Annotated in this window: 16 protein-coding genes; 7 read left to right on the top strand and 9 right to left on the bottom strand. The window is 63.8% G+C overall.

Features of this window, described 5'->3' with window-relative positions; translation table 11 throughout:
• Positions 1-213: 213 nt before the first annotated feature.
• The 7 genes from AAC645_RS13550 to AAC645_RS13520 all read left to right on the top strand — a co-directional run bounded on the left by AAC645_RS13550 (position 214) and on the right by AAC645_RS13520 (position 10,669).
• Entirely contained in the window at positions 214-1,848 is a 1,635-nt protein-coding gene (locus AAC645_RS13550) for a TolC family outer membrane protein (RefSeq protein ID WP_340316750.1), read from the top strand.
• A gap of 91 nt (positions 1,849-1,939) precedes the next feature.
• Positions 1,940-3,670, top strand: coding sequence for a type I secretion system permease/ATPase (locus AAC645_RS13545; RefSeq protein WP_340316749.1), 1,731 nt, complete (start codon positions 1,940-1,942; stop codon positions 3,668-3,670).
• The gene (locus AAC645_RS13540) at positions 3,667-5,067 is read left to right on the top strand and encodes an HlyD family type I secretion periplasmic adaptor subunit (protein WP_340316748.1); all 1,401 of its coding nucleotides are present in this window, start codon (positions 3,667-3,669) and stop codon (positions 5,065-5,067) included. Before AAC645_RS13545 ends, AAC645_RS13540 begins: the two co-directional genes overlap by 4 nt.
• Positions 5,064-5,885 carry a sulfotransferase domain-containing protein gene (locus AAC645_RS13535; protein WP_340316747.1) on the top strand — a complete coding sequence of 274 codons (822 nt, stop codon included), beginning with the start codon at positions 5,064-5,066 and terminating at the stop codon, positions 5,883-5,885. The genes AAC645_RS13540 and AAC645_RS13535 overlap by 4 nt, the downstream gene beginning before the upstream one ends.
• A 345-nt stretch (positions 5,886-6,230) precedes the next feature.
• Entirely contained in the window at positions 6,231-7,433 is a 1,203-nt protein-coding gene (locus AAC645_RS13530; RefSeq protein WP_340316745.1) for a calcium-binding protein, read from the top strand.
• 186 nt (positions 7,434-7,619) lie between these two features.
• Positions 7,620-9,923, top strand: coding sequence for a tetratricopeptide repeat protein (locus AAC645_RS13525; protein ID WP_340316743.1), 2,304 nt, complete (start codon positions 7,620-7,622; stop codon positions 9,921-9,923).
• The gene (locus AAC645_RS13520; RefSeq protein ID WP_340316741.1) at positions 9,920-10,669 is read left to right on the top strand and encodes a TylF/MycF/NovP-related O-methyltransferase; all 750 of its coding nucleotides are present in this window, start codon (positions 9,920-9,922) and stop codon (positions 10,667-10,669) included. The genes AAC645_RS13525 and AAC645_RS13520 overlap by 4 nt, the downstream gene beginning before the upstream one ends.
• On the opposite strand, the gene AAC645_RS13515 is transcribed toward AAC645_RS13520, so the two are convergent.
• The 9 genes from AAC645_RS13515 to AAC645_RS13475 all read right to left on the bottom strand — a co-directional run bounded on the left by AAC645_RS13515 (position 10,662) and on the right by AAC645_RS13475 (position 18,752).
• Entirely contained in the window at positions 10,662-11,465 is an 804-nt protein-coding gene (locus AAC645_RS13515; RefSeq protein ID WP_340316739.1) for an NAD-dependent epimerase/dehydratase family protein, read from the bottom strand. The two genes, AAC645_RS13520 and AAC645_RS13515, sit on opposite strands and share 8 nt — an antisense overlap.
• Positions 11,462-11,956, bottom strand: a complete 495-nt coding sequence (locus AAC645_RS13510; protein WP_340316737.1) for an acyltransferase — start codon at positions 11,954-11,956, stop codon at positions 11,462-11,464. The genes AAC645_RS13515 and AAC645_RS13510 overlap by 4 nt, the downstream gene beginning before the upstream one ends.
• A gap of 4 nt (positions 11,957-11,960) precedes the next feature.
• Positions 11,961-12,497 carry a dTDP-4-dehydrorhamnose 3,5-epimerase gene (gene rfbC / locus AAC645_RS13505; RefSeq protein WP_340316735.1) on the bottom strand — a complete coding sequence of 179 codons (537 nt, stop codon included), beginning with the start codon at positions 12,495-12,497 and terminating at the stop codon, positions 11,961-11,963.
• Positions 12,497-13,735: a class I SAM-dependent methyltransferase gene (locus AAC645_RS13500; protein WP_340316733.1), complete on the bottom strand. Its 1,239-nt coding sequence runs from the start codon at positions 13,733-13,735 to the stop codon at positions 12,497-12,499. The genes rfbC and AAC645_RS13500 overlap by 1 nt, the downstream gene beginning before the upstream one ends.
• Positions 13,732-14,793 (bottom strand): CDP-glucose 4,6-dehydratase, encoded by a 1,062-nt coding sequence (gene rfbG / locus AAC645_RS13495; RefSeq protein WP_340316731.1) that lies wholly within the window; start codon positions 14,791-14,793, stop codon positions 13,732-13,734. The genes AAC645_RS13500 and rfbG overlap by 4 nt, the downstream gene beginning before the upstream one ends.
• Entirely contained in the window at positions 14,790-15,563 is a 774-nt protein-coding gene (rfbF, locus tag AAC645_RS13490) for a glucose-1-phosphate cytidylyltransferase (protein WP_340316729.1), read from the bottom strand. Before rfbF ends, rfbG begins: the two co-directional genes overlap by 4 nt.
• Before the next feature lie 21 nt (positions 15,564-15,584).
• The gene (locus AAC645_RS13485) at positions 15,585-16,352 is read right to left on the bottom strand and encodes a cephalosporin hydroxylase family protein (RefSeq protein ID WP_340316727.1); all 768 of its coding nucleotides are present in this window, start codon (positions 16,350-16,352) and stop codon (positions 15,585-15,587) included.
• 85 nt (positions 16,353-16,437) lie between these two features.
• A complete protein-coding gene (locus AAC645_RS13480) occupies positions 16,438-17,670 on the bottom strand; it encodes a glycosyltransferase (protein ID WP_340316726.1) in 1,233 nt (410 codons plus the stop codon).
• A gap of 89 nt (positions 17,671-17,759) precedes the next feature.
• On the bottom strand, positions 17,760-18,752 hold the full coding sequence (locus AAC645_RS13475; protein ID WP_340316724.1) for a M23 family metallopeptidase: 993 nt from the start codon (positions 18,750-18,752) through the stop codon (positions 17,760-17,762).
• Position 18,753 lies beyond the last annotated feature (1 nt).

Here is an 18,753-nt window from a genome sequence, read left to right as displayed (position 1 = left end):
GCATCCGGATGTCCAGCAGTTGCGGGTCGTTCGGCTCCGCACAAGGAAGTGGCCTCTTAGGAAGAACAGCGGTTTCAGCGCAAGTCTTTCAAGCTGTTAAGGCTGTGGCAAGGACAGTATCGCAATTGACAGCCCCGCAGGGCAGGCTATGGGGGCGCCCCGGCGTTAACGACATGGCCGGTTGGACCCGCCGGTGTTTGGGCGGTGAATTGGATGATCTTCGACATCGTTTCGATTGACAATAAACTAGGCCGACAGGGGCATCCGTTCGCGTTGATGTTCGGCGCGGCCTTTTTGCTGCATGCCGCTGTTCCGGCGTCCGCCGAGACGCTGATGGATGCGGTCGAAGCGGCCTATGGCAACAACCCTACCCTCGTTGCGCAGCGCTATCGGCAGAAGAGCACCAACGAAAACTATGTCCAGACGCGGGCCCAATATGGGCCAACCGTGTCGCTCCAGGCGGCTGGCACCTATGATTATGAGAAACTTTATAGGCGGCCCTCGGCCGATGGGTATATAGGCGACCTCACGCTGAACGTCCGCCAGCCGATCTATAGCGGCGGCCGCCAGCGCGGCGCTCTCGCCCAGGCGCGGGCTAACGTCCGTAGCAGTGAAGAGGGGCTCCGCCGCATCGAGGGTGAGGTGATCGACGATGTCATCAATGCCTATGCGGCGGTGCTGCGCGATCAGCAGCGGCTCGAAGTCGCCCGACAGAATGTGGCTGTCCTCAACCAGCAGCTCGAGGAGCGCCGCGCCAAACGCCGGGTCCGCGACGTTACGGTCACCGATGTTGCGCAAGCCGACTCGCGGCTCGCCGCCGGCGAGGCACAGCTCGCCAATCTCGAAGCGCAGCTCGCGGTCAGCCGCGGCGAGTATCTTCGCATCGTCGGCCATGAGCCGGGAGAGCTCCAGCCGCTACCCGAACTTCCTGGGCTTCCCGAGTCGATCGATGAGGCGTTCGCGATTGCGGAAGGCGAGAACGCCGAACTCACGTCGGCCCGTTTCGCCGAGGAAGCCGCCCGCGCCAATGTCGCCACGCAGCGCGGCGGCCAGCGGCCGACCGCCTCGATCACCGCGGATGCGGGGAAGGTCCGCGGCGTGCTGTCGCCATTCGACCGCCATAGTTTCCGCACGCAGGTGACCGCGCAGGTCACCATCACCCAGCCGCTCTTTCAGGGCGGCGCGATCCGCTCGCGCATTCGCCAGGCGCAGGATCAGAACAACGTAGCCCAGGCTGTAGTCGACGGCACGCGCCGGCAGGCTTTCCAGGACGTGGTACTGGCCTGGAACCAGCTGGCCTCGACGCGCGTAGGGGTCACCGCGGGCAGCCGACAGGTCCAGGCGGCGCAGATCGCCTTTGCCGGCATGGAGCGCGAGGAGCGCTATGGGCTGCGCAGCACGATCGAGACGCTCAATGCCGAGCAGGAGCTCGCTTCGGCCCAGCTAGGCCTGCTGTCGAACCGCTATCAGGAATATGTCGCGCGTGCCTCTCTGCTGCTCGCGATGGGCCGGCTGGACGCACGAACAGTCAATTCGGCGATACCGGCCAGGGATCCCGAGGCCGAGTTCAAGAAGGTGCGCTGGCGCGGCATTTCGCCGACCGAGCCGGTCGCGATGCTGCTCGATCATGTCGGCTCGGCGAGCCCCTATGCCAAGCCGAAACCCGATCTACGCGGCAGCAAGCAGCCCAAGCCGACCGGATCGCCGGCGATGCCCGCGACACTCGACAAGAGCTACACGCAAAAGCCGCTGGTACCGATCACGCAGAGCCCTCTGGTGCCGGCCGACCAGCTTCCGTCGATCGTCGGCGACTATGGCACTTCCCCGCAGACCGATGATCGGCGATGAAATTCTTTCGCTGCCCGTCGGCCATGATGCTAAGAGGCGCGCGTCCCGGGCCTAACCCGAAGATGCCCCATTCAGGAATAAGTCGGCCCCGATGACGTCACCCCTGTTCCATAAGAACATCCTTACCGACGCCTTGAAGCAGGGTAAGAGGTCGTTCCTTTTTGCTGCGCTGTTCAGCCTCGCGAGCAACCTGCTCTACCTGACGCTGCCGATCTATACCAACCAGATCTATTCGCGCGTGCTGTACAGCCATAGCGGATCAACGCTGGCGGTGCTGACCGGCGGCGCCCTGTTCGTCTTCCTGATTTCGGGGGCGCTCGATCATTATCGCGCCGAAGTGCTGCAGAATTTCTCGATCGCCTTCGATCGCTACCTCGCCAGCTCCACCTTCGCGGCGCTGTTCGACCTCGTCGTCCGCCGCATGGGCGGCGCACATGCCCAGGCGCTGCGCGACCTGGACACCGTGCGCTATGCGCTGGCCGGCCAGGCCGTCGGGGTGCTGTTCGATCTGCCGTGGATGCCGCTGTTCCTGATCATCCTGTTCATCATCGATCCCTGGATCGGGGCACTGACGCTGGTCGGCGGCATCGTGCTGCTGATATTGGCGATCCTGCAGGACCGCGCCACGCATGGCGCGCTGAAGGAAGCCAGCAACGCCGCGATCAAGAGCTATTCGTTTACCGACGCGGCACTGCGTAATGCCGAGGTGGTCCGGGCGCTCGGCATGCTGCCGACGCTGGGCGCGGCATGGGCCCATTTCCGCCATACCTCGCTCAACATGGGCCAGGTCGCCAGCCAGCGCGGCAGCTTCTACGCGAATGCGATCAAGTTCGTCCGCATGGTCATCCAGATCGCGACGATCGGCCTGGGTGCCTGGCTCGTCATCGAAGGCAGCATATCCTCGGCGATCCTGTTCGCGAACATGATCCTGGCGAGCCGCGCGCTCGCCCCGCTGGACCGGGTGGTCGGGTCGTGGAAAGGGCTGTTCGAAGCGGGGCAGGCCTATCGACGCCTCGAAAAGGTGCTGGGCGACTATGAAGCGCCGGTGCCCGCAACGCAGCTGCCGACACCGAAGGGCCGGATCAACTTCGAAGGCGTCAGCTTCGCACCGACAGGCGCGCCAGCGCTGATCCTGTCCGGCGTCACCTGCACGATCTTGCCGGGCGACATGGTCGGCGTGATCGGACCGTCGGGCGCGGGAAAATCCACCCTGCTGCGGCTGATGGTCGGCATCTGGAAGCCGACGACCGGTACTGTCCGGCTCGACGGCGCCGATGTCTATAGCTGGGAACGTGGCGACTTCGGGCAGCAGGTGGCCTACCAGCCGCAGGATACCGAACTGTTCGCCGGAACGGTCAGGAACAACATCTGCCGCTTCCAGGTCGACGCCAAGGACGAGGACGTCGTCAGGGCGGCGCAGGCCGCGGGTGCGCACGACCTGATCCTGCGGCTGGCCAAGGGATATGACACGCAACTCGGCGAAGGCGGCTCCGTGCTGTCGGCCGGCCAGCGCCAGCGGGTCGGCCTCGCGCGGACGCTCTATGGCGATCCGAAGGTGATCGTCCTCGACGAGCCCAATGCCAATCTGGACGCGGACGGCGAGACGGCGCTCGCGGAAGCGATCAGGGGCTTGAAAGCGCGTGGCGCGACGATCGTGATGGTGTCGCACAAGCCGACCGTGCTGGCGCAGGCCGACAAGCTGATGCTGATCAGGAACGGACGGATCGAGATGCTCGGACCGCGCGAGGAAGTGCTGCGCGCCATGGCGCCGCCAGCAGCGGCTCCTGCCCAGCGCCCTGCCCTGCAGGAGGCCAAGCCATGAGTCTGCTCCCCGACCTGCGCAAGATGCTTGTCCGCGCCGAACCGCTACCCGACGACGAGGACTCCGCGCGGGCCTATGCGTCCGGCACCATGTCCAGCGACGCGGATGTCCGCCGGCAGATCCAGCGTCCGATCCTGATCGGCGGACTGATCACGCTGTTCCTCGTCGTGGGCCTGCTGATCTGGGCCGCGATCTTCTCGATCTCCGGCGCGGTGCTCGCGCCCGGCGTCGTAAGGGTCGAGAACAACAGCAAGGACGTGCGCCGGCTCGAGGGCGGCGTCGTTCGCCGGATCTTCGTCCGCGAAGGCCAGAAGGTCGCCAAGGGGCAGGTGCTGATCCGCTTCGACAACACGCAGGCCCAGGCATCGGTGGACATCTACCAGAGCGTGGTGGACACCGCGCAGGCGCAGATCGCCCGTTTCCAGGCGGAATCGGTCGGCGCATCCAGCATCGACTTCCCGCCCGAGCTGCTCGCCCGCGCGGCCGATCCGCGCGTTGCCGGATTGCTCGAAAGCCAGCGGGCGCTGTTCCAGACCCGCATGATGCTCTATCGCAGCCAGGCCATGGTGCTGAACTCGCAGGCGCAGCAGCTCGAAACCCAGATCAGCGGCATGCGACTGCAGGCGCAGTCGGTCGACGACCAGGCCAAGCTGGTCAAGGAAGAGCTCGATGGCGTACGCGAGCTCAGCCGCCAAGGCTATGCTCCCAATAGCCGGCTGCTCGCGCTCGAGCGGAGTGCTGTGCAGGTCAAGGGCCAGAAGGGCGCCGCACTCGCCGAGATGGCCCGCGCGCGGCAGGCGATCGGCGAAATCCGCCTCCAGATCGCCCAGCTCGAGGATCGTCACCAGACCGAGGTGGCCGATGGAATTCGTACCGCACAGGATCGCCTGGCGGAAAACGCCCCGAAGCTTCGCGCGACGATGGACCAGCAGCAGCAGACCGAAATCCGGGCGCCTGTTGCGGGCTATGTGTTCAACCTGACCCAGTTCACCGAAGGCAGCGCCGCCGGTGCAGGGCAGCTGCTGATGCAGATCGTTCCCTCGGGCGGACGCATGATCATCTCCGCCGACGTTTCGCCGCGCGACATCAACGATGTCCGGGTTGGCATGCCCGCGCGTGTTACCCTGATGGGCTATAATCCGCGCACGGTATCGCCAGTCGAGGGCACCGTCAGCCTGGTTTCCGCCGATGCGAGGACGTCCGAGAAGACCGGTGCCAGCTTCTTCGTCGTCGAGGTCACCGTGCCCGCCGCCAATCTTGCCAAGGCCGGTCCCAACGTCCATCTGGCGCCGGGCATGCAGGCCAGCATCGCGGTCGTCACCGGGCAGCGCACGATCCTGCAATATCTGCTCGAACCGTTCACGGACTCCATGCGGACGGCGTTGAAGGAGAAATGAGCGCCTCGCCGAAGGTGGCGTTCCTCGTCGCCGGCGTGCAGAAGGGCGGCACGAGCGCGCTGTTCGAATATCTCCGCGACATGCCGGGGCTGCAGCTCCCGGCGGTCAAGGAGGCGCACTTCTTCGACGACGAGACGATCGACTGGGCCCGGCCCGACCATGCCGCCTATCACCAGCTGTTCGAGGATGACGGCCGGCTCCGCGGCGAAGCGACGCCGATCTACCTCTACTGGCCCAACGCGCTCGAGCGCGTTGCCGCCTATAATCCGGCGATGAAGCTGATCCTGCTGTTCCGCGATCCGATCGAACGGGCCTGGTCGCACTGGAAGATGGAATATGCCAAGGGCAAGGAACGCGAGCCCTTCGCATGGTGCATCCGCGAAGGAAGGACCCGGCTGGACGATGGCGATCCGGCCGCTCCAGGCTTCCACCGGGTCTTCAGCTATGTCGAACGCGGATTTTATGGCCGGCAGGTCGAGCGGCTGCTCAGGCTGTTCCCGCGCGAACAGTGCCTGTTCCTGCTGTCCGAGCAGCTGCGCGACGACGCGCCCGGCGTTCTGGCGGCGGTCTGCGCGTTTCTCGGCCAGTCGCCGCCGGCCGATATCGCGCCGCGGATCGTTCATCCTGCGAGGACGCAGCAATATCCGTCCGAACTCCTGACGTCCGACATCGACCTTCTCCGCGAACTCTATACTCCTGATATGAAGCAGTTTTCGCAGCTAACACAGATCGATCCTTCGACCTGGACGCGCAACTGGAGCGGCCATAATAAGGGCCAGCCCCAGGCCTTGGACGCGGACCAACACCGGCAGGAATAGCCGGTTATCCGCGACCGTTCTTCTTCAGCACTGGCGAGACAGCGCACAAACTATTAAGAAAATCGTAACCAATGGAGCGATATTTCGACGTTTCGTGATGACTCTGCTCGTCGCATCGCCTATCACGAAAACGCAACACAAGCATCAAATCGGACTATATCGGATCTGCGCTTCGCTTTTTGCCTGTTGCGCGGTTGAGAAAGCTTGGCTAAGCAACGTTCTGGGCTTGCTCGATGAACCATGCCACGGGGGATCGGTTCACGAGCGGCAAGGGGCGCTTCCCGCTCGTGTAAACGGGAGGTGGCACGCTGCTTGCCCGGGTAAAGGTTCTACTGGAGGACTCTAATGGCTACTTACGTTTTCGAAAATCTCACGCAGGCTCAGGCCAACGCGATCACCGGCGCTGACATCATCGCCTTCTCGACCGCTACGGCGAACGCAGGCAACGTCACCGTCGCGATTTCGGCTGTCACCGACACGATCCAGAACACGACCCTCACCGTTGGTGGCAAGTCGCTGTTCTTCGATGCTGCGTCGCTCAGCACCATTTCGCAGGCTGGCAACCTGGTGTTCAACGACGGCTCGTCGCTGATCGTCGGTGTCAACACCGGCGACACGCTGACCGGCACCGCTGCTGGCGACACTGTCTATCTCTTCGCTGGTAACGACACCTTCACCGGTGGCGCTGGCTCGTCGAACATCTTCGCTGGCCTCGGCAACGACACCGTCACTGCCGGTGCGGGTTCGAGCAACCTGTTTGGCGCCGAAGGCAATGACAGCCTTCTCGGCGGCGCTGGCAATGACCATCTTTATGGCCAGAGCGCATCGGGTGGCACTGACGGCACCGACACGATCACCGGCGGCGCTGGTGGCGACTACATCAACGGCAACGCCGGCAACGACATCATCGATGGCGGCGCCGATTCGGATCGCATTTTCGGCGGCAACGGTATCGACACGATCCTGGGCAGCGCTGGTAACGACACGATCAACGGCAACCTCGGCAACGATCAGATTGACGGCGGCGCCGACAATGACTCGATCCGCGGCGGCCAGGGCAATGACTCGCTTTCGGGCGGTGCCGACTCCGACAACATCCAGGGTGACCTGGGCACCGACACCATCGCGGGCGGCACCGGCGTCGACTTCGTGACCGGCGGCGCTGGCATTGACCAGTTCAACTTCGCTGCTGGCGAAGCCGGCACTGGCGTGACGGTTGCAGGCAACACGTCGTACGACACGGTCAACGACTATGCCGATGGCGAGGATCTGTTCCGGCTTGCAGCTGGCACGGTTGGCACGACTGCAGGCGATGTTCTGCTGCAGGCTGCTGGCGCGAGCTTCACTACGGTTTCGGCCGCCACCGTTTATGCTCAGCAGCTGCTCGACGCCCACGCTGGCACGACCGATCTCGCCGTCGTTAAGGTCGGTGGCGACAGCTATCTGTTCTATAACGACGCAGCTGGTGCGACCATCAACGCGATCATCAAGGTGCAGGGCGTCACTGACGTCTCGCTCTTCACCGTCGCTGATTTCGCCGGCGCATAACCGGACACACTTTCGGGTGAATAAAGAGGGGCCGGTCGCGAGACCGGCCCCTTTTTTGTTTGTTGCTCGGGATGTAAGCCTTGCCTTCCATCCGTCCCAGGGAGAGCCGCGACGGTGGGAAATGTCGTAGCCAAGCCGCTGGACGACAGCTATGCGCGGCCAACCTACATATGTTGAGAAGCAACAATGGATCTCAGGCTCACCGCCGCCGATGCAGCGATCGCGCAAGGTCGAAGGGCGGAAGCGGTCGATCTCATGATCGCAGTGCTGGAGGAAGGCACGGAACGATCTGCGGATGTTTATCGCGCGCTGCTTCGTAATCTCCTCACGCTTGCACGCTTCCGAGACGGTGTTGCCTGGGCGACGAAGGCTCTCGAATTTCAACCTAAAAACTACGAGTTCCTCAACTTCCTAGGCATCTTCCTGCGCAGGTCGGGCCGCCATCGCGAGGCGCTTGAAGTGCTCGATCGTGCAATAAGGCTGCAGCCCAACGATTCCATCGCGCAGGTCAACAAAGGGAACATTCTGAACGATATCGAGGATGGCCTCGGTGCCGAGGCGGTTTTCGCCAAGCTCGTTCGCAAGGCGCCCAAGTCAGCCGAATATCAGCGCTCGCTCGCTAAAGCGCTAATAGCTCAAAAAAAATACGGCCCGGCGGCGATGCGGCTCCGCCAAGCGCTCCTGCTGAAGAAGGATTATATCGACGCCTGGCTCGATCTGGCCGGCCTAGCAAGCTATCGCGCCGATAAGGACGAGGCTGTAGCTATACTCGACCGAGCGCTGAAAGCCGCACCAGATCACGAGCGCCTGTTGCAGGCGAAGGCGGCGACCATGCGCCAGTTCGGTGAGCCCCGCGCAGCGGAAGCCTATTTGTGCTCGCTGCAACCGCGCTTCGCCAGTGCCGCCTGGTTCCATCATCAGATGGCACGATCCATTGCAGATTACGACCGCGCCCGAGCGAATGTTCATCATCGTAAGGCCGTTGAACTCGCCCCCAACAACTTCGAATATCGGATGGCACTGGCCGAGAGTTTGGAGCGCACCCGCGGCTCTGATGAGGGCGCGAACATCGACGAAGGCTATAGCGTGCTGCGCGGCAGCAGCTTCCCTGATCGGGTGGGCAGCGGCGAAGCCAAGATCGCGACCGAAATATTCACGCGTGTTGCCGATTATGACGCCGTAGCGCAACTCGGCACCTTCGCCGAACTCGGCCGAACCTGGGCATCAACGCATCGGCACACCGCCCTTCTCAGCCAGATGTCGAGGATCAAGACACATGCAGATCGTGTCGAACTGCTCAACCAACACCGTATATGGGGCGAGAAGGCTTTGGGACCGGCCAAACTCGCACCGATTACGCGCCCGCCCTCATCGAAGCCGACGTCCAAAATCCGGATTGGTTTCATGTCGTCCGATCTGCGCGATCACCCCGTCGCTTACTTCTCGCTACCCCTTTTCGAGAATGTCGATCGCTCGCGGTTCGAACTATATTGCTACTCCTTTTATCAGGGCGACCCTGGCGGTGCCGTCCAAAAGAAGCTGACTGGATTGGTCGATGCCTTTCGCTGGCATCCCGCCATCAGCGATAGAGACGCCGCCCAGATGATCGCTAACGACCAGCTCGACATTCTGTTCGAGCTCGGCGGCGCGACGCATATGAACAAGATCGATGTCATGGCCTGGAAGCCGGCTCCTTTGACGGCGAGCTGGCTCGGCTATCCTCACTCGATCGGCCTGAGCACGATCGATTATCTCCTGGTCGATCCGCATCTCTGTCCGCCGGATCGGAGCCTGTTGATCGAGCAGCCGCTGATCATGCCGCGCTCGTGGATCGCGATGAGCGAATATGCCTTCCCCGAAGGCCATGCGATCAATCCGGTTGCTCCGGTGCGGCGCAACGGGTTCGTTACCTTCGGCACGGCGAACAACCCTTATAAATATGGGCCGGAGATGCTGCGGACCTGGGCCAGAATTGTGGCTGACGTTCCCGGCTCGCACTTTTTGTTCGTGCGCCCTGAAGGCGGCTCGCAGGCTTTTGTGCGCAACATACGCTCCCGCTTCGAGGCAGAGGGCGTGTCCGCGGAGCGCGTGCTATTCTGTGCCGTGCGTGGCGCGCACATGCCGCATTACAACGATATCGACATCGCGCTCGACACCTTCCCCCAGACCGGAGGGACTACGACATGCGAGGCCGCCTGGATGGGCGTGCCCACCGTCACCCTCGTCGGCGAAGCGTTGTTCGAGCGGCTCAGCTACTCGATCCTCCAGAACGCAGGTTTGGGCGACCTTTGCGCGGCGACCCAGGAGGGCTTTCGTGAGATCGCCGTGCGCCTTGCCGCCGACCATGATCGCATCCAGGCTCTTCGCACGGGCCTGCGCGCGCAAATCAAGGCGGGGCCGCTCGGCCAGACCGAGCAGTTCGCCAGAGACTTTTACGATCTCGTCGCCAGCACCGTCGAGAGCCACCAGGGAGCGGCACTCAAGTCATGAACCTTCAACATGTCACAAGCCTGTTCTTCGGCGTCAAGAATTGGCAGGAGTTTATCCGGTCGATCAACGGCGCGATCGGCGCCCTGAACAACAAGGCCGGGCTGTTCACGGGCGACAACCTCATTACGTACAGCAAAAATCTCAGCTTTCTCACCGATGCCGAGTTCATGAAAGCGTTCAATGCCCATGCCACGACCAACATCGAGAAGGGCATAATCTGGCGTATCGCGACGGTTGCCTGGGCCGCGCGCAACGGCATGCGGCTGGAAGGCGATTTCGTCGAATGCGCCTGCTACAAGGGGATCACCGCGCGGATTGTATGCGACTATGTCGACTTCGGATCGCAGCCTGATCGGCATTATTATCTCTACGACCTGTTCGAGCATGACGCGTCGATGCCGCACCATCATATGCCCGAACATAGCCAAAGCTTGTTCGACGAGGTGAAGCAGCGCTTCTCGCATCTGCCTAATGTAACCGTCACGCAGGGCCGAGTACCGGAATCGTTGGCCCAGGCTGCGCCCGAGAAGATCGCGTTCCTCCATCTCGATCTCAACAACGCGAACGCCGAAATGGGCGCGCTCGAGGTCCTGTTCGATCGCATGGTGCCCGGCGCCATTATGGTCCTCGACGACTATGGCTGGCTGGCATATCGGGCGCAGAAGCTCGCAGAAGATCCTTGGCTGGAAAAACGCGGCTACCGCGTGATGGAACTGCCGACAGGCCAAGGCTTGCTGATTAAATAAGCCCCGCCAGATACGCATCGATCAACGGCAGCACCGGCCGCGCTGGCGCTCCCAGCGCCGCAAGCCGGGTAACGTCCAGCGCCTTTGCCGGTGCCGTGTCGTCGGCGCGGGTGAACTCGACCGTTCGGCCGTGCCGGGCGAACAGTTCGGCGATGCGGGCATTGTCGATCGTCTCGCCGCGGGCGACGTTGACGATCTCGTTCAGAGAGCTGTCGAGCAGCGCGTGGAGCGCGGCCGAGACGTCGGCCACATGGATATAGTCGCGGGCGCTACCCGGGCTGGAGTCGATCCGCAGGCTGCGGCTCATTGCGGCCGAGCGTAGCCACTGCGATAGGAAGCCTTCGGCGCGCGCATCCCATCCGAACACATAGGACAGGCGCGCGACAACACCGCGGCCCTGTGACTGGTGCAGCGCCAGATTTTCGCCGAGCAGCTTCGACAGCTCATAGAGATGGGCAGGATCGGCGGCATCGATCGATATCGGGCGGTTCTCGTGGCCAAGATCGCCGGCCTGGCTGTCATATAGCCGCGTCGACGACAGATAGACGACCCGCTCGAACCGGGCGCGCTCGACCAGCCGGGCGAATAGGCCGACATGCGCCTCGACCGCCGCGAAGGGGCGGGTGCGATAATCACCGGTGAGGCCGGCGCAGTAAAATAGCCGGCCGAGATCGCGATGCCACAGCGACGGGTCGTCGCGCGCCGGCAGGAAAGGCTCGTGCCCCAGCGCCCGCAGATGCGCCACGACCTGCGATCCGACGAAGCCGCCCCCGCCGATGACGGTATAGACGGTCATGCCGGCCGACGCGTGCCGCGCCTGGCTGCCGGTGCGCCGGCATAGAGCCCGTAGGGCTCGATCGACCCGCGCACCACCGATCCAGCAGCGATCACCGCGCCCTCGCCCACCACGGCGCCGTCGAGCACGACTACATTGGCACCGAGCCACACATCGTCGCCGATCACGATCCCGCCGCGGCTCGGCTGGAAGCCCTGGTCGCGGATGCGGCGATCGGGATCGGCAAAGGCGTGGTTGGTCGGCGCAAGCGTGCAATTGGCCGCGATCAATACGGCGTTGCCGATGCTGATGCCGTTGCCGCTGTACATCACTGTCCCGGAATTGATCGCACAGTCCTCGCCTATGATCACGTCGCCGGTTCCGCCTGCGGGTTTTATCTTCACGAACGCGTCGATCATGGTGCGCGCGCCGATCACGATCTTCGATCCGCGCACCGACGGTTCGATGTCGGCGAGCTGCGATATACGGGCGGTGGGATCGATCGTCAGCATGGCGTCATCGCTCCGCATCGAAATCAGGAAGGCCGGCGTCCTGCTCCGATATCACGTCCGGCACGGCAGGCCAGTCGATCGCGAAGGCGGGATCGTTCCAGCGGACGCCGCGGCCATGGCCCGGTTCGAACATCCGGTCGATCTGGTAGAAGATATCGGTCGCCGGCTCGAGCGTCAGGAAGCCGTGGGCGACGCCTTCGGGGATCAGCAGCGCGCGGCCGTTGTCCGCCGACAGTTCAGCCGCGGTCCAGCGCAGATAGCTGCTGCTGCCGAGGCGAAGATCGAGCGCGACATCGAAGATCCGTCCCCGCACCACCCGCACCAGCTTCGCCTCGCCGAACGGCGCCGGCTGATAGTGGAGGCCGCGCAGCGTTCGCGCCGCGAAATTGTGCGACAGGCTCGACTGGACCGGCGTGAAGTCATAGCCGGCCGCTGCGAATTCGGCCGGGCAGAAGCTGCGGGCGAAATAGCCGCGCTCGTCGGCGATCGGCTCGAGATCGACGATGGCGACGCCGTCGATATCGGTCGCCGTGAAGCGCATCAGTCGAGGATCTCGACATGCGGGGTCGCAATGACGAACTTGCCGCCCCAGCCGCGGATCACCGCCATCTGCTCCATGATCTCGCCCTTCAGGTTCCAGGGCAGGATAATCAGATAATCGGGCCTGATCCGCGCAACCTCGGACGGGGCCAGGATCGGGACATGACTGCCCGGCAGATAGCGCCCCTGCTTGTGCGGGCTGGCGTCGAACACCGCCTTGATCCGATCCGATGTCACGCCGGCATAGTTGAGGAAGGTGTTGCCCTTCGCCGCGGCGCCATAAGCGGCCACGGATTTGTCCTGGCGTTCCGCCTCGTCGAGGAACCGAAGGAAGCCGTCGCGCACCCCTGCGGCTCTTGTCGCGAATTGCTCATAGGGTACCCTGCTGGCCAGTCCCGCCTCTTCCTCTCGCGCCCGCAGGTCGAACAGCGCCAGCGTTTCCCGATGCGCCGATCCGGCATGTGCGCAGAACAGCCGCAGCGAACCGCCATGGGTGGAGAGCAGCCCGACATCGAACACCTTGAGGCCATTGGCCGCGAGCACCTTCTCGACCGACAGCAGCGAGAGATAGGAGAAATGCTCATGATAGATGGTGTCGAACTGGATCAGTTCGATCTGGGTGAGCAGTTGGGGAAATTCGAAAGTGAGCACGCCCTCGTCCTTAAGGACGATCGGGAAGCCGGCGACGAAGTCGGCAATGTCGGGAACATGCGCCAGCACATTGTTGGCCGCGATCAAATCCGCCGTGATGCCTCGCGCGGCAAGGTCCGCCGCCGTCGCAGCGTTGAAGAAGGATATCTCGGTAGGCACGCCCCGCTCGACCGCGACCGCAGCAGTGTTCGCCGTCGGCTCGATACCGAGGACCGGGATGCCCTTCGCGGCGAAATGCTGCAGCAGATAGCCGTCATTGCTGGCGATCTCCATCACGAGCGAGTTCGAGTCGAGGCCGAGCCAGGGAACCATCGAATCGGCATAGCGCTTTGCATGCGCCACCCAGCTCGCCGAATAGGATGAAAAATAGGCATATTGATCGTCGAAGATCACGTCGAATGCCACCGGATCGTCGACCTGGACCAGGAAGCACGCTTCGCAGACGCGCGCATGCAGCGGATAATGGCCTTCGGTGCCTGCATCGAGCGTGGCTTGGCTGAGATAGGAGTTCGCCAGCGGCTGATCGCCGAGATCAAGGAAATCAAGCGTCAATGGCGACCGGCAGAAGCGGCAGGCGGGTTGGGTCATTGAAGCTCTTCGTAATTGGAGATCTGTTCGTCGCACAATGTGCCGGCGGCGGTACCCTGAGCCTGCCGCCGGTACCAGTCGATTGTCCAGTCGACGGCGGCTGGAGCATCCAGCCGGCTTTCAAAACCAAGGCTATGCCGCGCCAGACTGGTATCGATTCCAAGTGTCCGCGCCTCGATCGAGTGGACATCCGGCTCGTGCTCCCATGCCTTCGCCCCCATGGCGGTGGTTGCGCGCGTGGCAAGTTCGCCGACGGTCATTGCGGGCCCCTCGGGACGGGGGCCGAAGTTCATTGCCTTGGGCAGCGCCGGATCGGTGGCAAGCCCCTCCGCATAGACGAGGTAGCCGGCGACGCAGTCGAGCACATGCTGCCAGGGCCGCGTTGCCTCCGGATGGCGCAGGACGGTGACTTCGCCGGTGCGCGCGGCGCGGATGATGTCGGCCATTATGCGATCGCGTGAATAGTCGCCGCCGCCGATCACATTGCCGCCGCGTGCGGTGGCCAGCGGCACGCCCGCCTGCTCGAAATAGCTGCGTGCGAAGCTGGCGGTGACGATCTCCGCCGCCGCCTTGGAGGCCGAATAGGGATCCTTGCCGCCGAGCGCATCGCCCTCGACGAAGGCCCGCCCGGTCTCTGCATTGGCATAGACCTTGTCAGACGTGATCACGAGGATCGCCTCGGAAGCGGGCCCGTTTCGCAGCGCATCGAGCAGATGGGCCGTGCCCATGATGTTGGCGGCGAAAGTTGCGACCGGATCCCCGATCGACGCGCGCACCAGAGCCTGTGCCGCCATGTGGAGAACGATGTCGAATTTCTCGCCCGCGATTGCGGTCCTGACGGCATCGTAATCGCGCAGGTCGGCGACACGGTGATCGACCAGATCCGCCACGCCGGCCAGCTCGAACAGGTTCGGCCTCTCCTCCGGCGCCAGCGCGAGGCCCGTGACCCTCGCGCCCATCCGCGCCAGCCAGATCGCTGCCCACGCCCCCTTGAAGCCGGTGTGCCCGGTCAGCAGCACGCTTTTGCCGGACCAGAAGCCCGGCGTCGGCCGCGTCATTTCCAGAGCCGCCACGGCGCGCTGCCGCCGGCCCAGAGCGCTTCGAGGTCGTTCTTGTCGCGTAGCGTGTCCATCGCCTTCCAGAAACCCGGATGGTGATAGGCCATGAGCTGGCCTTCTCGCGCGAGGCCTTCGAGCGGTTCGGCTTCGAAGGGCATGTCGTCGCCGGCGACGCGGCCGATCACATCAGGCTGCAGCACGAAGAAGCCGCCGTTGATCAGCGCATTGTCACCCGGCGGTTTTTCGACAAATCGATCGACTTGGTCGCCCGTCATCGCGAGCGCGCCATAACGGCCCGGAGGCGCCACCGCCGTCACCGTCGCCTGCCTGCCATGGTCCTTGTGAAACGCCGCGAGCGCCTGCAGATCGACGTCGGCGACGCCGTCGCCATAAGTGAAGAAGAAGGGTTCGCCCGGATCCAGATATCGGGCCACCCGCTTGAGCCGGCCGCCGGTCATGGTCTCCGCGCCGGTATCGACGAGCGTTACCCGCCAAGGTTCGTGGTTGGTGGCGTGATATTCGATCGATCCGGCACCAAGATCGACGGTCAGATCGGCATTGTGCAGCACATAGTTGGAGAAATACTCCTTGATGACATAGCCCTTGTAGCCGAGGCAGACGATGAAGTCGTTGAAGCCATGCTGCGAAAACAGCTTCATGATGTGCCAGAGGATCGGCCTCCCCCCGATCTCGATCATCGGCTTGGGCTTGAGGTGGCTCTCCTCCGAGATGCGCGTGCCCAGCCCGCCAGCCAATATCACTGTCTTCATGGTCAGTCCCCCTATTGGCTGTCAGGCGATACGCTTGACGAAAGCGTCGGGCCAATAGGTGACGCGATGGGTGACGGCGCCCTCGTTGAACGGGAAGGCCGGCTCCTCGATGACGAAGCGCGGATCCTCCGCGACGAAGGCATGCGCTGCCTGTTTGGGATTGTTCCAGTTCCAGTCGGCTTCGGTGCGAGGGCCACCCGCGACCTGTTCCATGATGCCGTCGGTCGCGACGATGTAGCTGCCGACCCCGACCAGCGGCGCATAGGCGCGCAGTTCGTCGAGCACATGGCCCTTGCTGTGGTTCGAATCGAGCACCACCAGCACCGTTTCGCCGGGCTTCACCAGTGCAGCGGCCTGGGCAACGATCTCGGGCGCGGTCGACGATCCTTCCAGCAGTTCGATGCGCTTCTTCATCGGATGGGCTTCGATAGCCTCCCGATTATGCGGGCGGATCTCGATATCGATACCGACCACGCGCCCCTTGCCCATCGCCTCGAAGAGCGACGCGTAGAAGATGAGCGAGCCGCCATGCGCGACGCCGGTCTCGATCAGCACATCGGGCTTGAGCGCCCAGATCACCTCCTGCAGGCGAATCATGTCTTCGGGCAGCTGGATGATCGGCCGGCCCATCCACGCGAAGCTGTAGACATATTTGGAATCCCAGGTGGCTCGCACCCAAGCCCGCGACGCGGCATCGAAGCCCTCGGCGGTCGCAAGGCTGTGGCGAACCTCGCTATCGCCGTTGCGCACGATCACGATCCCCTGTTCCTCGTCGATGGTGGTGATCAAGCCTCGGTCCTTCCAGATATCGTCATGGCCACCCCATTATCCGCACTTGCCGCTTTGATGAAGCCGTAAGCGTACAGGATGCCGATCACCGGGATGCCGCCCGGTCTATCACCGCCATCCAGGCAGGCAGTCCGACGCTGCGGCTGTCGAACCGGGCGACCACCGTTTCTCGCGCCGCCTTGCGCATCGCGAGAAACGACGCCGGCTCGCGCACCGCGCGCACCATCGCCGCGGTCAGCCTCTCGACATCGAAGAAGTCGTTGAGCACGCCATCGACGCCGTGCGTCACCGCATCACGCACCGGCGCGACATCGGAACCCAGGATCAGGCATTCGCACGCCATTGCCTCGAGCAGCGACCAGGACATGATGAACGGATAGGTATAATAGACATGGCCCCAGGAGATCGACAGCGCGTCGATCATTCGGCTGTGCTCGACATGGCCGAGGAAATGCACTCGGCCATGATCGAGCCTGTCGCCGACTTCGGCGAGCATCCGATCCTTCCATTCCTGGCCATCGGGCAGGGCCTGGCCATAGGAAACACCCTTCTCCTCACCGATCAGGACGACGTGCGCGTCGGGACAGGCGGCGAGAAAATCCGGCAGCGCGCGCATGAAGACATGGAAACCGCGCAGCCGCTCGAAGCGGCGGTTGATGAAGGTGATGACAGGTTTCGATCCATCCAGACGATCGCCATTGGGCAGGTCGAGAACCGTGCCAGGGCGGCGGCGCGCGCGCTGCGTGTCGACCCCTTCGTGGATGATGTCGATCATTGGCTGGAATACGGCCGGGAAGCTGTTCGCCTGGAACGGCGTAGGGCAGACGATGCGATCGCCGGTGGAGAAGGCCAGCGCCTGGGTCGCGTTCTTCGCGTGGATGCGCAGATCTTCCCCGAAATTCGGCGCGTCGAACTCGGGATCGAAGTCAGTATCGAGGCCCTTTGCCTGATAATAAAGCTCGCCGAACAGGATCTGCGGCGCATCGGGAAAGACGCTGCGCAGATGCAGCGTCTCGCCCCACTGCGGATGCGCGATGACCAGATCGGGAACGAAGCCGCGCCGCTTCAGCTCGGCGGCGGCGCGCACGGCCGCAGTGCCACGGATCATGTCGGCTTCCGCACGGACTGCTTGATAGAATATGCCTTGTGTCGACCCGCGGCCCGCCTCCCAGCGCGCCAGCGGCACCCCCTCCATCTGCTTCGCCGTGGGCCCGCCTATCGCGACCACCCTGTCTCCGCGCTCGATCAGCGCCTGGGCGATGTGGACGAACTGACCGGGAAAGTTCTGGTGAATGATCAGGATGTTGCGGCTCGGCATGGACAGCCCGTTCCTCCCCCATGTCCTCAGCGCGGTCGATGGCCTTTGGTTAGCGATGCACGGGCCACTTGGCTAGGCCAGGGCCTGCGTCAAAGCTGCAACGCGAACCGCTGCTCGATCACCGTCTTGCCGGCGCGCTTTACCACATAAAGGGCGGCGTAGCGCCCGGCGGGCCAGCCTGCCGCCGGCCGCTTCTTGCCGGCGAAGATCAGCCATTGCGCCTTGTTGCGGTCGAGCGGCTGGGCGCGGTTTTCCGACAACATGGTGCCGTCGGGTGCGGCGAGGCTGAGGGTCTGGACGTCGCCGCCTTCCAGGCCGATCGCGCGGACGAAGGCGACGATCGCGGGCGCATCCCGGGTCGGCCGCGGCTGCTGGTCTGCGCCGCTTTCGTCGACGGCGACCATCGTGACAGGCCCTGTCGCAAACCCCGAGTTGAGCACCTCCCCCGCGCGATACGGATCGGCCAGCCCGGCCGACGGCGCCCACAGGTTGCGTCCGCCCCCGCCGCACGCACCGGGCTTCGCGCCATAAGCGAAGGGATCGATCGGCTTGCCCGCCTGGCGGACGATGAAATGCAGGTGCGGGAATTCGGCGTCGCCGGACATACCGACCTTGCCCAGCGGCGTCCCAACCTTGACCGCCTGTCCCGGCTTCACCACGAGGCTGCTCCGCAGCATATGGCAATATTGGGTTTGAATGCCCGATCCATGGTCGATCACCACGCCGTTGCCGCACTCCCGACCGGCGACCGAGGCCAAGCCGGCAATCTTCACCGATATGTCGGGCATGCCATCCCTCAGGCTGAGCACCGTGCCGTCCGCCGCGGCCAGCACGGCGACGCCTCGTCGGGCATCGGCCATGCTCTTGATCCGAAAATCGATGCCGTCATGCTTGTCATAGGTGCGGGCGCCGCAATGATAGTCCCGCGCGCCGGGCGTCGGATCGATGTCGACATAATGCTGGATCGCGCAGCTTTGGCCGATCTTGCAGGCGATCGGCAGCCCCAGCTGCGGCAGGTCGCCATCAGCTGCAAGCACGAAGGGCAGCGCCGCGAGCGGAAGAAACGCGCGTTTCACAAACATG

This window comes from Rhizorhabdus argentea (genome assembly GCF_037861105.1).
Lineage (GTDB): Bacteria > Pseudomonadota > Alphaproteobacteria > Sphingomonadales > Sphingomonadaceae > Rhizorhabdus > Rhizorhabdus argentea.
Note: the sequence above shows the minus strand (reverse complement) of the source record. Positions and strands in the feature narration are given on the sequence as shown.